Below are 12,647 nucleotides of genomic sequence, written 5' to 3' on the forward strand. Positions count from 1 at the left end.
TATCTTAAACTATTTTATTCCTCTTACGCTCGTTCTCGGTAAGATAGATCTTCCTGAGTCTGATATGCTTTGGAGTGACCTCGACATACTCATCTTTTTGAATATATTCAAGTGCTTCTTCCAGGGAGAACTTGATAGCAGGTACAATCTTAGCTTTTTCATCCGCTCCTGAAGAACGAACATTAGATAGCTTTTTGGTTTTAGTGATATTTACCGTCATATCATCCTGCCTGGAATTCTCACCGATAACCTGTCCTTCATAAATATCCTCACCCGGATCTACGAAAAATTTACCACGGTCCTGAAGCTTATCGATGGAATAAGGAATAGCTTTTCCTTTTTCCATTGAAATCAGAGAACCATTTTGCCTTTGAGGAATTCCACCTTTTAATGGCTGGTATTCCTTAAAGCGATGCGCCATAATTGCCTCTCCTGCAGTGGCAGTAAGTAACTGGTTTCTCAAACCTATGATCCCCCTGGAAGGGATCAAAAACTGGATGATCATACGTTCACCACGAGTTTCCATACTTAGCATCTCTCCTTTTCGCATTGTTACCATTTCCACAGCTTTTCCTGAAACCGCTTCAGGAAGGTCAATGGTAAGTTCCTCTACTGGCTCGCTTTTCACCCCATCAATTTCTTTGATAATTACCTGTGGCTGACCAATCTGAAGTTCATAACCTTCTCTTCTCATGGTTTCTATCAACACAGAAAGGTGCATAACTCCACGACCATAAACTAGAAATTTATCGGCACTATCGGTTTCTTCAACCCTTAAAGCAAGGTTCTTTTCCAGCTCCTTGGTTAAACGTTCCTTTATGTGTCGTGAGGTCACGAATTTACCATCTTTACCAAAAAAGGGCGAATCATTGATAGTAAACAACATGCTCATGGTTGGCTCATCAATAGCAATGGTTTTAAGCCCTTCCGGGTTTTCGAGGTCAGCGATGGTATCACCAATCTCAAAACCTTCCAATCCAACCAGGGCGCAAATATCGCCCGCCTGCACTTCCTGAACCTTTAAACGGCCAAGCCCTTCAAAAGTAAAAAGTTCCTTTATCTTGGTTTTCTTGATGGACCCATCTCGTTTTACAAGAGAAACCTGCATCCCTTCTTTGAGGGTTCCACGCTGAAGTCGGCCAATGGCGATCCTTCCGGTAAAGGAAGAAAAATCTAAAGAAGTAATTAGCATTTGAGTGGTTCCTTCCTCAATTTTCGGGGAAGGTATATGTTCAAGAACCATATCCAAAAGCGGCTCTATATTATCGGTTTTAACATCCGGATCTTCACTCATCCAGTTATTCAGGGCAGAACCATAGACAGTTGGAAAATCAAGTTGCCATTCCTCGGCGCCAAGTTCAAACATAAGATCAAAAACCTTCTCGTGAACCTCATCCGGAGTACAGTTGGGTTTATCCACTTTATTTACAACCACGCAAGGCTTAAGCCCCAGGTTGATCGCTTTTTGAAGCACAAAACGGGTTTGAGGCATCGGTCCTTCAAAGGCATCTACTAAAAGCAGTACCCCATCGGCCATATTTAATACCCTTTCTACCTCTCCACCAAAATCGGCGTGACCAGGGGTATCAATGATGTTTATCTTAGTGTCTTTATAAACAACAGAAACGTTCTTAGAAGTAATGGTAATTCCGCGTTCCCGTTCCTGATCGTTACTATCAAGGATAAGATCCCCGGTATTTTGATTGTCGCGAAACAAGCGGCAATGATACATTATTTTATCAACCAGGGTAGTTTTGCCGTGGTCAACGTGAGCAATAATTGCAATGTTTTTAATAGCTGTCATATAAGCGCCTCATTTTTAAAAGTCTGCAAAGGTACGCCTATTTTTAAAGAATTCCCTGCTAAAATCCTGAAAATGGGAAAATAATGTAAAAAGTAACACTGTGTGCGTTCCGAGCTCTTGTTCAGTGAGATGCACCTGAATAAATAACGGAACATGGCCTAGAGTGTCTTATGGGTGATAAAAATTAAGCTTGTATCTGGAAAGATTATCCCGGGATGAAACCTGTTTTTTAAAACCAATTACTGCTCGTCAGCCGAAGGCCCATAAGTAGATGGAACAGGAAGGTCCAAAAGTCTAAAATATACTCCTAATTGCGCGCGGTGATGCGGAATTTGATTTAATACCATCATTCGAAGTACATTGAATTTTGGCATATCCATAAGGATTTTTCCATCACTAATCATTTTCCAGTTTTTCTCAAATGCGGAATCCGGTTTTCTAAGGGCTGCCTCTGCCTCTGCCGTATTATTACGAAGTACCTCCAGAATTTCATCTATTTCTTCGAAATCGGGGGATTTATAGCCCTCCATATCCATTTCGTCCATTTCCATGGTAGCAGTAATCCAGCTTGGGATTTCAGCCAGATGATTGGCTAGTTGACGGATACTCATAGATTTTGGATGTGGCTTCCAGTTCATTTTATCCTGTGGAATTCTCTTTAAGAATTTTTCGGTAAGCACCACTTCATGCTGAAGCTCTGAGATAAGACATTTTTGCAGTTCCATTACACTGGGGATTAATGGATTAAAAATACGGATAAATCCTATTAATAAGGGCTATTTTCTTCTCAATAAAATAAGGGAATTCCCTTTTTTCCGGAAAATTGCACCTGCCACCGAATTCAGCTATCTTTGCACATGAAATAATTCTGATATGAGACTTGATAAAATTCCGCAGTTAAAACATATAGATTCCAATAACTTTTTTCTCCTTGCCGGCCCCTGCGCTATCGAAGGTGAAGATATGGCGCTTCGCATTGCAGAAAAAGTGGTTGAAATCACCGATAAACTTGAAATTCCATATGTCTTCAAAGGCTCTTTTAAAAAGGCTAACCGGAGTCGTATAGATAGTTTTACAGGGATTGGGGATGAAAAGGCCCTTAAAATCCTTCGTAAAGTCTCCGAAACATTTAATATTCCGACCATCACCGATATTCATGAAGTGGACGATGCTGAACTTGCTGCCCAGTACGTTGACATATTACAGATTCCGGCATTTTTAGTGCGACAAACAGACCTGGTAGTGGCTGCTGCCAATACCGGAAAGACTATTAATCTAAAAAAGGGCCAGTTCATGAGTCCTGAAAGTATGAAACATGCCGTGACTAAAGTCACGGACTGCAACAATGAGCAGGTAATGGTCACTGATCGGGGAACAATGTTTGGTTATCAGGATATGATTGTAGATTTCCGTGGCATTCCCACCATGAGAGAATTTGCACCTACGGTTCTGGATGTCACGCATTCCTTACAACAACCCAATCAAACCAGTGGAGTCACAGGGGGCAGACCTGATATGATCGAAACAATAGCCCGCGCCGGCGTTGTGAACCATGTTGATGGGCTCTTTATCGAAACTCATTTCGATCCGGCAAATGCAAAAAGTGACGGAGCCAACATGCTGGATTTACAATATCTCGAGGCTTTATTAAAGCGCCTGGTAAAGATCAGGAAAACGATAAATGAATTTTAAAGTTTTCTTAAGCTTTCCAGCCTGAATCGCTGTTTTCTAATTAATTCCTTAGCTTTAAGCAACTAACTAATTTGTTGCCTAATGCACTGTTGCTTAAGTTCATCGAGACTCAGAATTTTTCTTTTTTTCCTTGTGACTATATTGCTATATCCGCTAACAAGTAAGTCCCAGGATCAGCCTGAAATTGATGTCGGTGGGGCCCTTAGGTATAACTATAATCTTTCCTCCTGGAAAGACGATCAAAAAAACAGAGGAGGAGATTTTGGATATGACATCTTTCGGGTAAACTTCAATGCAAAATATAAAGGGGTATACCTCAATGCGGAATACCGCTTATACGCTAATGCCTTTGGCGGCGGGGTAATGAAACAGGGCTGGATGGGTTACTGGTTTAATGATTTGGATGAAATACAAGTTGGATTAACCCAGGTCCCCTTTGGTATTCAGCAATACAATTCTCATAACTGGTTCTTTAATCTCACCTATTACATGGGTCTGGAAGACGACCACGATATGGGGATAAAATATGTCCATTACGGTGAGACCTTTGAATACCATCTTGCCTTTTTCAAAAATTCTGAAGAATTACGATTTGGGAATGAAACGGAGTCTTCTCCAAGCCGTTATTCCTATGATGTGGCCGGAAGAAATAAAGAGATCAATCAATTCAACGGAAAATTCGTCTATAAATTCGGGGACCAAGCGGCAAACCGTTTAGGATTTTCCGCTCAGTATGGTTCCCTTTATAACCTGGACACCAAAGAAACAGGGGACCATTATGGACTTGCGGCACATTATGAAATTACGCATAAGCGATGGAATCTAAAAGCCCAGGCCCTTACCGCTGGGCACAACCCGGCAAATGTTCCGGGCGAGAATTCCGATGAAATCACCATGGCAGCTTATGGAGCACCTTACCAGGTTGCCTCCGATTTTGAATTATATTCCCTGGCTATTTCCAGAAATATTCCTGTAAACTGGGGCCCTATTTCCAACCTGGAATTTTACAACGATTTTGGCTTTATGAAAAAAAGAAAGGAATCCTTTACCGATTCCTATATGAATGTAACTGGAGTGCTGGTGACCGCCGGACAGATTTATACTTATATAGACTATGCGGCAGGGTATAACCATTCCTGGCTAGGGGGTAACTTTATTGACGATTTTGCACAGGGAAACCCAGATGCCAAATGGGAGGCAAGGTTCAATATTAACCTTGGATATTATTTCTAAACCAACTAATTAAGAACACTGAAACTATGACAAAAAAAGTTGTAAGAAGCGACGAAAGAACGAGCATTTTTGGCTTGGAGCTTAATGGTCCGGTTTTCTTTACCTCTACTTTCATAATCATTGCAAGTATTGTATTAACCCTGGTTTTCCAGGAACAGGCTGAATCTTATTTTGACCGTATTCAGAATTTTGTGGCCAACAATGCAGGCTGGTTTTTTATCCTTTCGGTGAACGTCTACCTGATCTTTATGGTCTACCTGGCCTTTAGTAAATTTGGAAATTTAAGGATAGGCGGGCCCAAGGCCAAACCAGAATTTAAAACCCTATCCTGGTTTGCCATGCTCTTTAGTGCAGGTATGGGTATAGGATTACTTTTCTGGAGTATTTCCGAACCTGTCTTCCATTTCAACAGTCCACCAATGACAGAAGGTGGCACCCCGGAAGCGGCCCGACAGGCGATGAACTTCACCTTTCTCCACTGGGGTTTTCATGCTTGGGCTATTTATGCCCTGGTAGGCCTTGCCCTTGCTTATTTTGCTTATTCCAGAGGCTTGCCTCTAACCATCCGCTCGGTCTTCTATCCTTTTTTAGGAGATCGAATATATGGAAGGATTGGGAATATTATAGACATCTTTGCCGTGCTAGCCACTCTCTTTGGTTTGGCAACTTCCCTGGGTTTAGGGGTCAAACAAATAGCCGCCGGCCTTGAACATGTCTTTGCTATAGACAAAGGCATCACAACCCAGGTCATATTAATAGCAGGCATCACACTTATCGCAACAATTTCTGTGGTTTTAGGAGTCGACAAGGGAGTCAAAGTTTTAAGTGAATGGAACATGCGAATTGCGGTTCTTTTATTATTACTGGTTTTAGTACTGGGTCCGACGATATTTATCTTTAAATCCTTTGTTCAGAATACAGGGAATTATTTCTACAGTTTCCTGGAAACAGCTACCTGGACCGAAAGTTATACCGGCAATGACTGGCAAAATAGCTGGACGGTATTCTATTGGGGATGGTGGATAGCCTGGTCCCCCTTTGTAGGGATGTTTATTGCACGAATTTCTAAGGGTAGAACAATTCAGGAGTTCATTCTTGGAGTTTTGATCGTGCCGTCCCTGGTGACATTTTTCTGGATCTCTGCTTTTGGAAGCTCAGCTCTCCAGGAAGCCCTACTGGGCAATAATGCAATTGTGGATGCGGTTAATGAAGACGTGGCGATTGCTCTTTTCGTCTTTCTGGAGGAATATCCTATAGCGATCGTATTAAACCTTGTGGCGGTGCTTCTCATTGCAGGATTTTTTGTCACCTCTTCCGATTCCGGCTCACTGGTAATCGATAGTTTAACCTCTGGTGGAAAAATTGATGCTCCGGTAGGACAGCGGATCTTTTGGGCCCTTACCGAAGGAGCCGTTGCAGCAGTATTGCTGGTAGGTGGCGGTCTTCAGGCCCTCCAAACGGCATCGATCGTAACCGGTCTTCCCTTTGCTTTCATCCTCCTTTTTATGTGTTATTCCCTATATAAAGGCCTGGATGAAGATCTGAAGAAAATAAAACAAAAAGAATCTCAAAAGGAACTCGAGAATTATGAAGAAATCGTGGCGAACATTGTCAAGAAACGCAAAGAAAATCCGATTTCTAAAAAATAAATTAACAAGTCATGGAAGCAATAAAAAATATCCTGGTAGGCTTAGACCTTTCTAAAACCGATGACACCTTAATTGAATATGCCTCGTTTCTCTCTGATTTACTCGGGGTAGAAAAGGTATATTTTGTCCATAATATAAAAAAATACGAAATATCAGAACTCTTCAAAGAAGAATTAAAAGACCTTAATCTGGACAAGATTATCGGGGATGAACTCGATGAAAAGATTTCTTCCTCTTTCAAAAGCAAAACACCCTGGGAGGTTTTAATCTCTGAAGATCCCTATACAGAATCGCTTATTAATTACATCTCCCATAAATACTCCATCGATCTTGCTATGTTAGGTAACAAACCATCGGGAAAAGGAAGTGGTGTGGTTAGCAGTAAATTATTGCGAATGCTTAAATGTGATTTACTAAGTATTCCTCCTACGGCTCAACCTGCAATTAATAATATTTGGATAGGAACAGATTTTTCCAAACCTTCTCAGCAGGCCTTTAAAAGAGGAACCAGCCTTAAAGACCTCACGTCAGCCAAAATCAATCTGGTTCACGTATTTAATGTACCAGTCCAATTTACTCCTTATTTGGTTAAAGAAGAGATGGCCCCGAAAATTGAAACGCACATAAGGGAAAAGGCGGAGAAATTCTTAAAAAAGCTCAATTACGAGCAAAAAAGTGAGATCAAGATCTTTCCCGGCCGGGATGCAAGTATCGGCGAGAAACTCTTAACTGAGGCTAAAAAAGAAAATGCAGACATGGTTATTTTAAGCGACAAAGGCAGTAATGCTGTCTCAGCTTTAATGGTAGGTAGTGTAACCGATGAAATTTTTAACCAGGAATTACCTTCCCCCTTATGGATCACCAAATAGGAGGATTATAAAAAAACAATCCTGTGGGAAGGTAATGGGAATCGGGATCGGTTCAATACCGATTCCGGTTAGTATGTATAATATTACTGGGGTGACTCCAATTTCAGCTTAACAAAAACAGGCAAATGATCCGAAGGATATTTTAATTCCCAGGAATCACTCAATACGGCATATTTCAACACCTTGATATCATCACTGGTAAAGATATAATCGATCCTTCTTTTAACCGGTTTGCTAAAATCATACCCATTAAATGTACCTTCAGGACCGAAATCGAGTTCAGCTATATTTTTGGAATCGTTCATCTTCTCTGAAAGGAAATGTATTCCCTCCGTATCTGGTTCCAGATTGAGATCCCCCATTAGAATCACAGGAAGCCCTTCTGTATTTAATTGTGAGATTTTCTCATAGATCAGCTTGGCACTATTGGCTCTGGCTTTTTTACCAATATGATCAAAATGCGTGTTGAACACCCAAAAATCTTTACCTGAGGTCTTATCTCTGAATTTTCCATAAGTACATATCCGCTCCATAGCAGCATCCCACCCGACCGATACTTGCCCGGGAGTTTCGGATAGCCAAAAGGTTCCATGATCAAGGATATCTATTTTCGACAGCTTATAAAAAATCGCGCTGAATTCTCCCGCTTCTTTTCCATCATCTCGGCCAACACCGATATATTTATAATTATTCATCTCATTTTCTAAGTGGTTAAGCTGGCCCAATACCGCTTCCTGTACTCCTAGTATCTGAGGTTCATAAAATTTGATCTGGTTGGTAAGGAAATCCTTTCGTTTAGACCAGGAATTTTCTCCATCGGATTCATTCTGGTACTTAATATTGTAGGACATTGCTTCTATAACCTGGGCCTGAGTGGGAAATTGTAAAAAAAGAAATGCAAATAGGCAAAAGATATATTTCATAGGATTTTTATTTTTAGTAAAGTTCATTAAGAATCACAATTTACAATAATGCATAAAATTACCGGATTGCTGTTTATAAAAATCTTTTATGTAACTTTGTTATTCAAAGTACTTTAAAATGGAAAACGAAAAGTATATACGTGATCTAAGCGAGATAAAAGAGATGATGAATCGCTCTTCCCGCTTTATTTCCTTAAGCGGACTGGCCGGGGTGTTCGCTGGTTGCTACGCGATTATTGGTGCTACTCTCGCTGGGTACCTACTCTCTGAGCACAGTAAAGCTGGCTATATGTCAGCCTCAACTAACCAGGATAATCTAACAGTACAGTTATTTTATTTGGCCATTGCAGTACTGGTCCTGGCCATTGGCACTGCCATAGTCCTCACTACCCGTAAGGCAAAAAGAAACCATCAAAAGATCTGGGACAATACAAGTAGAAGATTGGCTATCAACTTTTTTGCACCTCTTTTTGCCGGTGGAATATTTTGTTTGGTTTTGCTGCAGTATAGACTCTATGATCTTTTGGTGCCTTCAATGCTCATTTTTTATGGTCTGGCTTTAATTCATGCCAGCAAATATACCTTTAGCGACCTTCAATCTCTGGGATATACCAACCTTATATTAGGACTCATTTCAACCCAGTTTCTGAACTACGGGTTATACTTCTGGACAGCAGGCTTTGGCCTACTCCACATCCTTTATGGTATTTGGATGTATAACAAGTATGAACGCAAACCGCTATAGATGAAAAACATCATCGAGAATATTAATAAAGCCTTTGATAATCGAGTAAGGCTGGGAATTATGAGTGTACTTATGGTCAATGAATATGCTGATTTCAATACCCTTAAGGAGGTGCTCGGTGCCACGGATGGGAACATTGCAAGCCATATGAAGGCGTTGGAAAAAAAGGGATACGTCAAGGTTCAGAAGTCTTTTATAGATCGGAAACCCAATACCAGATACAGCAGCACAAAGATCGGAAGAGAAGATTTCAGAAAACATATCGAGGCCATAGAGAACCTTTTAAATCAAAACAATACCAAAACATAACAAAAAATTTTATCAACATACTTTGAATTTCAAAGCGTAAAATAAATTACAAACCTAATTCCAGTTATTATGAAAATCCAGAGACTCTTTTTGATCGTAGGCTTAGTTGCCCTCCTCCTGTTAATTCCTTTGATCGCTATGCAATTCAGCCAGGAGGTGGTTTGGTCACCATTTGATTTTTTCATCGCTGCAGTGTTGCTTTTAGGCACTGGCCTGGCCATCGATTTAGTCTTGAGAAAAGTAAAAATCTTGAAAAACCGGATACTTTTATCAGCAATCATCCTTGCCATACTAATCATCATTTGGGCGGAATTGGCCGTAGGAATCTTTGGTACACCTTTAGCGGGGAGTTAATTAGACTTTAAAAATTCTTTATTGCGATATTAAATAAAATCCAATGGCTGTAAAATTCACCATTTCAGGTATGATAAGCTGGATATTCACAGTGGTTTTTGTAATACTGGGAATATTAAATCTTATCCTAATACATCCGGTTCCAGGAATATTTTACATATTGTTTTCCTGTATTTTTCCCCCAGGTTTAAATAGCTTGCTAAAGGAGAAAACTGGATTGATTATTCCATTCTGGATTAAACTCCTTCTTGGTTTAATAATTCTTTGGGGAACTTTAGCTGTTGGGGATTTGGCAGAAATGTATGGTTGGTAGCTAAAAACATAAAGTAAAAAGTAATGGAGTATTTTGTGGATGAAGGCTCGATAGTTCGAGAAATATGGGGAAAAGGGGATACCATTCTATTTATCTTTGCTGGCGCTTCGGCAGAGTTTGCGCTGAATAAAGCAGTAGACTGGCTTTATTATACCGGCAGGCTGCCCAGTGATCCTCTGGGCAGGCTCTTCTCCACTGTTTCTTACGCCCGGGATATCGTTTTCTCTGAAAAGAATTCTGCTCTAAAGGCCATTGATTCTATCACTGCCATTCATGCTGGTGTGGAATCTCAACGTGGAAAAAAGATTCCAGACTGGGCATACAGGGATGTACTTTTTATGCTCATCGATTATTCAATCAGATCTTATGAGCTCCTTGAGCAGAAGCTTAGCAAAAAGCAAAAAAAGGAGGTTTTTCAAGTTTTTCTTAAGGTTGGAAAGAGAATGCACTTGATAGGTTTACCTGAAGATTTTGAAGCCTATCAAGAAATGCGGCGGTCTCATCTTAACAAAAACCTGGAAGCCGGGACTTACACCACTGATCTTTATCGGCAGTACAGAAAACATCTAGGTCCTGTACGTTATTACTTATTGCTGGAAACCCAAAAATACATTACTCCAGAGAAAGTAAGACAACTTTTATCGCTTCGAAAGTTTTCAATAATCAAACTCCTTATTCCTCCCTACAAACTAAGTCATAAAATTAAACTTGACCACCTTCTAAGGGCAATGATTATCCCTTCAGCTTACCGTAAAGAAATAAACGCCCTGGATCAAAAATGAAGACAGACCATTTTCTATAAAAATAATCTAGCATAGGATCCCCTTAAGTATCATTTTGATTCATTGGTTCACCTTTTACATAATCTTCGAGGTACTTAAACTTTTCAGTTAATTTTCCAGCGCGGGTCATTCTTCCCCTTTCCAGTACTCCATCCTCATCATTATTAAAAAAGGCAGGGATCACATGATCTAAAAACATTTCTCCAAAGCCTTCACTAGCATCCTTTGGAAGTTCACAGGGCAGATTATCAACAGCCATAACAAGAATAGCATTCTTTTGCCTGAAATCCACTTCCACTCCCTCTCGAGTATCATAACCATAGAAGGGTTCTGCTATAGTTGAAGGCCTGATTGTACTGGGTACAGGACCATTAATATCGCAAGAGATATCGGCGATATACTTAATTTTAAAATCAGAGGATTTCAGGTCTTCAGAGGTAAAGAAAACCGGAGCTTCTTCTCCATAGAAGTGCCCGGCAATAAACATATCGCTTACCTTAGTAAATCGCATAAAATCAGATTCATATTCCTCGGGATGATCATAAAAATCCTTGTTGTTCTTTTGAATACCATCTTTGCGTTTATTGTAATCCAATACGTCAATAATACAATATACTGCCTCATCAAATTCCTTATTCAAGTAATCCTCTACTCCTACTTTTTGTATACCTAAATGATCAAGGATTTCCTTGGCTCCTCCTGCAACCTTGCCGCTTCCTGTTAATACAATTTTCATTGGAGGAATCTCAATCTTATCCAGTTCAGCGCACATAGCATTGAGGTCAGGTAAGTTTTCTGCCTTTGGAAGCTCAAACAAACCTTCCTTAAGGCCTAATCCTCGAAAACCATTGTAAGCACCTACCAGTCCAGCATAGCGACCAAATCCAATTAACCTCGCCCCATTCTCTTTTACGATCATCTCATGGTCATAGAGTTCAATTTTTTTCCTAAGGATTTCTCTTAGAAGGTCCCGGTTGTAAGGTTGTTTTTTGACCGTATGTGAGAAGAAAAAATATTTCTTATCTTCAATAAGAGCTGGTAAGGGTACTTCCTTAACTCCTAACATCACATCACAGTCCGACACATCGTCTGCTACTTCAAAACCAGCTTTCCGGTAGGCTTCATCAGAAAATATACGGATATCAGAACTCTCTACCTTAAATACAGCTTCAGGAAACATTTGGCGTATTTCTTGAAGTTTCTGGGGAGAAAAAACCACTCTGCGATCAGGCGGAGTCTTACGTTCTTTTATAAGAGCGAATTTTATCATTTCTGGTATGTATTTTGCGTAGTAATAAGTGAGTTTCAAAGATATAATTTTATTAGTATCTTTGCAGGCTCTAATCAGTTAAGAATAACTGATTAGATGTTCTTTAAATAATGGGGTCGACTTGGTTTTGACAGCGAGTCTAATTGAGTTGTAAGCACGTCGAGCGCTGGGATATAGCTCGTAAATCTCATATTTCACACTTTTTTAAACGGCGAGAATAACTACGCCTTGGCTGCATAATCCGAATCACAGTAGGATTTGCTTAGTCCCTACAAGGTAGGGAGCCAAGATGCCTCGCGGAAGCCTTGATTTACGGCGTCCGCATTAGAGGCACCGGAAAAGTAAATATAGAAATCGCAGGGTCCTGATGTGATTTCGAAACTTAAACGGGAATACGTGTAGGATTGGTGGTTTTCGGCCGGTCCTGCATCGACAACCAAACGAAGACTAAACGTGTAGAAAGCATCTGAATTGCTTGTTTGGACGAGGGTTCGAACCCCTCCGACTCCACTTTTTGAGTATCAAACTCGATCAAAAACCCCGAAATCCTAGGATTTACGGGGTTTTTTGTTTTTAATGATATCGTTTAATATCAAATAAATACATCCTAAGCGAGACCAATACGGTGACCTCTTCGGTGACCAAAAAATAGGTCTCGCTAAGCCCTCAAATACCTGTTTTACAGTTCCTTAAGAAAAGTTAAA

At 40.3% G+C, this 12,647-nt stretch carries 13 protein-coding genes and 1 other RNA gene; 10 read left to right on the forward strand and 4 right to left on the reverse strand.

What is annotated here, in order from left to right; translation table 11 throughout:
* Nucleotides 1-4: 4 nt before the first annotated feature.
* Together typA and ACW6NC_RS13085 are read right to left on the reverse strand one after the other, a co-directional pair.
* A complete protein-coding gene (typA, locus tag ACW6NC_RS13080; protein ID WP_457866647.1) occupies nt 5-1,804 on the reverse strand; it encodes a translational GTPase TypA in 1,800 nt (599 codons plus the stop codon).
* Nucleotides 1,805-2,043: 239 nt separating this feature from the next.
* A complete protein-coding gene (locus ACW6NC_RS13085; RefSeq protein WP_457866648.1) occupies nt 2,044-2,529 on the reverse strand; it encodes a DinB family protein in 486 nt (161 codons plus the stop codon).
* A 148-nt stretch (nt 2,530-2,677) separates the two neighbouring features.
* Between ACW6NC_RS13085 and kdsA the strand changes: the two genes are divergently transcribed.
* The 4 genes from kdsA (at nt 2,678) to ACW6NC_RS13105 (ending at nt 7,247) form a co-directional block, all read left to right on the forward strand.
* A complete protein-coding gene (gene kdsA / locus ACW6NC_RS13090; RefSeq protein ID WP_457866649.1) occupies nt 2,678-3,496 on the forward strand; it encodes a 3-deoxy-8-phosphooctulonate synthase in 819 nt (272 codons plus the stop codon).
* An 81-nt stretch (nt 3,497-3,577) separates the two neighbouring features.
* Nucleotides 3,578-4,729, forward strand: a complete 1,152-nt coding sequence (locus ACW6NC_RS13095; protein WP_457866651.1) for a hypothetical protein — start codon at nt 3,578-3,580, stop codon at nt 4,727-4,729.
* Nucleotides 4,730-4,755: 26 nt separating this feature from the next.
* Nucleotides 4,756-6,378: a BCCT family transporter gene (locus tag ACW6NC_RS13100; protein ID WP_457866653.1), complete on the forward strand. Its 1,623-nt coding sequence runs from the start codon at nt 4,756-4,758 to the stop codon at nt 6,376-6,378.
* Nucleotides 6,379-6,389: 11 nt separating this feature from the next.
* The gene (locus ACW6NC_RS13105; RefSeq protein ID WP_457866654.1) at nt 6,390-7,247 is read left to right on the forward strand and encodes a universal stress protein; all 858 of its coding nucleotides are present in this window, start codon (nt 6,390-6,392) and stop codon (nt 7,245-7,247) included.
* Nucleotides 7,248-7,330: 83 nt separating this feature from the next.
* On the opposite strand, the gene ACW6NC_RS13110 is transcribed toward ACW6NC_RS13105, so the two are convergent.
* Entirely contained in the window at nt 7,331-8,170 is an 840-nt protein-coding gene (locus ACW6NC_RS13110; RefSeq protein ID WP_457866656.1) for an endonuclease/exonuclease/phosphatase family protein, read from the reverse strand.
* A 118-nt stretch (nt 8,171-8,288) separates the two neighbouring features.
* Here ACW6NC_RS13110 and ACW6NC_RS13115 point away from each other — a divergent pair, with 118 nt between their 5' ends.
* The 5 genes from ACW6NC_RS13115 (at nt 8,289) to ACW6NC_RS13135 (ending at nt 10,673) form a co-directional block, all read left to right on the forward strand.
* Entirely contained in the window at nt 8,289-8,915 is a 627-nt protein-coding gene (locus ACW6NC_RS13115) for a hypothetical protein (RefSeq protein WP_457866657.1), read from the forward strand.
* Entirely contained in the window at nt 8,916-9,224 is a 309-nt protein-coding gene (locus tag ACW6NC_RS13120; RefSeq protein WP_457866659.1) for a winged helix-turn-helix domain-containing protein, read from the forward strand.
* 69 nt (nt 9,225-9,293) lie between these two features.
* Nucleotides 9,294-9,578, forward strand: a complete 285-nt coding sequence (locus tag ACW6NC_RS13125) for a hypothetical protein (RefSeq protein ID WP_457866660.1) — start codon at nt 9,294-9,296, stop codon at nt 9,576-9,578.
* Nucleotides 9,579-9,621: 43 nt separating this feature from the next.
* Nucleotides 9,622-9,891, forward strand: coding sequence for a hypothetical protein (locus tag ACW6NC_RS13130; protein ID WP_457866662.1), 270 nt, complete (start codon nt 9,622-9,624; stop codon nt 9,889-9,891).
* A 23-nt stretch (nt 9,892-9,914) separates the two neighbouring features.
* On the forward strand, nt 9,915-10,673 hold the full coding sequence (locus ACW6NC_RS13135; protein WP_457866664.1) for an oxygenase MpaB family protein: 759 nt from the start codon (nt 9,915-9,917) through the stop codon (nt 10,671-10,673).
* A gap of 43 nt (nt 10,674-10,716) precedes the next feature.
* On the opposite strand, the gene ACW6NC_RS13140 is transcribed toward ACW6NC_RS13135, so the two are convergent.
* Nucleotides 10,717-11,943 carry an NAD(P)-dependent oxidoreductase gene (locus ACW6NC_RS13140; RefSeq protein WP_457866665.1) on the reverse strand — a complete coding sequence of 409 codons (1,227 nt, stop codon included), beginning with the start codon at nt 11,941-11,943 and terminating at the stop codon, nt 10,717-10,719.
* A gap of 112 nt (nt 11,944-12,055) precedes the next feature.
* Here ACW6NC_RS13140 and ssrA point away from each other — a divergent pair.
* Nucleotides 12,056-12,456, forward strand: a transfer-messenger RNA (tmRNA) gene (ssrA, locus tag ACW6NC_RS13145).
* Nucleotides 12,457-12,647 lie beyond the last annotated feature (191 nt).

The sequence above is a fragment of the Salegentibacter profundi genome (genome assembly GCF_054121475.1).

What these genes read in the sequence shown, in the direction of transcription:
- typA (WP_457866647.1), bottom strand. Translation starts at nt 1,804, where the DNA reads ATGACAGCTATTAAAAACATTGCAATTATTGCTCACGTTGACCACGGC.
- ACW6NC_RS13085 (WP_457866648.1), bottom strand. Translation starts at nt 2,529, where the DNA reads ATGGAACTGCAAAAATGTCTTATCTCAGAGCTTCAGCATGAAGTGGTG.
- kdsA (WP_457866649.1), top strand. Translation starts at nt 2,678, where the DNA reads ATGAGACTTGATAAAATTCCGCAGTTAAAACATATAGATTCCAATAAC.
- ACW6NC_RS13095 (WP_457866651.1), top strand. Translation starts at nt 3,578, where the DNA reads ATGCACTGTTGCTTAAGTTCATCGAGACTCAGAATTTTTCTTTTTTTC.
- ACW6NC_RS13100 (WP_457866653.1), top strand. Translation starts at nt 4,756, where the DNA reads ATGACAAAAAAAGTTGTAAGAAGCGACGAAAGAACGAGCATTTTTGGC.
- ACW6NC_RS13105 (WP_457866654.1), top strand. Translation starts at nt 6,390, where the DNA reads ATGGAAGCAATAAAAAATATCCTGGTAGGCTTAGACCTTTCTAAAACC.
- ACW6NC_RS13110 (WP_457866656.1), bottom strand. Translation starts at nt 8,170, where the DNA reads ATGAAATATATCTTTTGCCTATTTGCATTTCTTTTTTTACAATTTCCC.
- ACW6NC_RS13115 (WP_457866657.1), top strand. Translation starts at nt 8,289, where the DNA reads ATGGAAAACGAAAAGTATATACGTGATCTAAGCGAGATAAAAGAGATG.
- ACW6NC_RS13120 (WP_457866659.1), top strand. Translation starts at nt 8,916, where the DNA reads ATGAAAAACATCATCGAGAATATTAATAAAGCCTTTGATAATCGAGTA.
- ACW6NC_RS13125 (WP_457866660.1), top strand. Translation starts at nt 9,294, where the DNA reads ATGAAAATCCAGAGACTCTTTTTGATCGTAGGCTTAGTTGCCCTCCTC.
- ACW6NC_RS13130 (WP_457866662.1), top strand. Translation starts at nt 9,622, where the DNA reads ATGGCTGTAAAATTCACCATTTCAGGTATGATAAGCTGGATATTCACA.
- ACW6NC_RS13135 (WP_457866664.1), top strand. Translation starts at nt 9,915, where the DNA reads ATGGAGTATTTTGTGGATGAAGGCTCGATAGTTCGAGAAATATGGGGA.
- ACW6NC_RS13140 (WP_457866665.1), bottom strand. Translation starts at nt 11,943, where the DNA reads ATGATAAAATTCGCTCTTATAAAAGAACGTAAGACTCCGCCTGATCGC.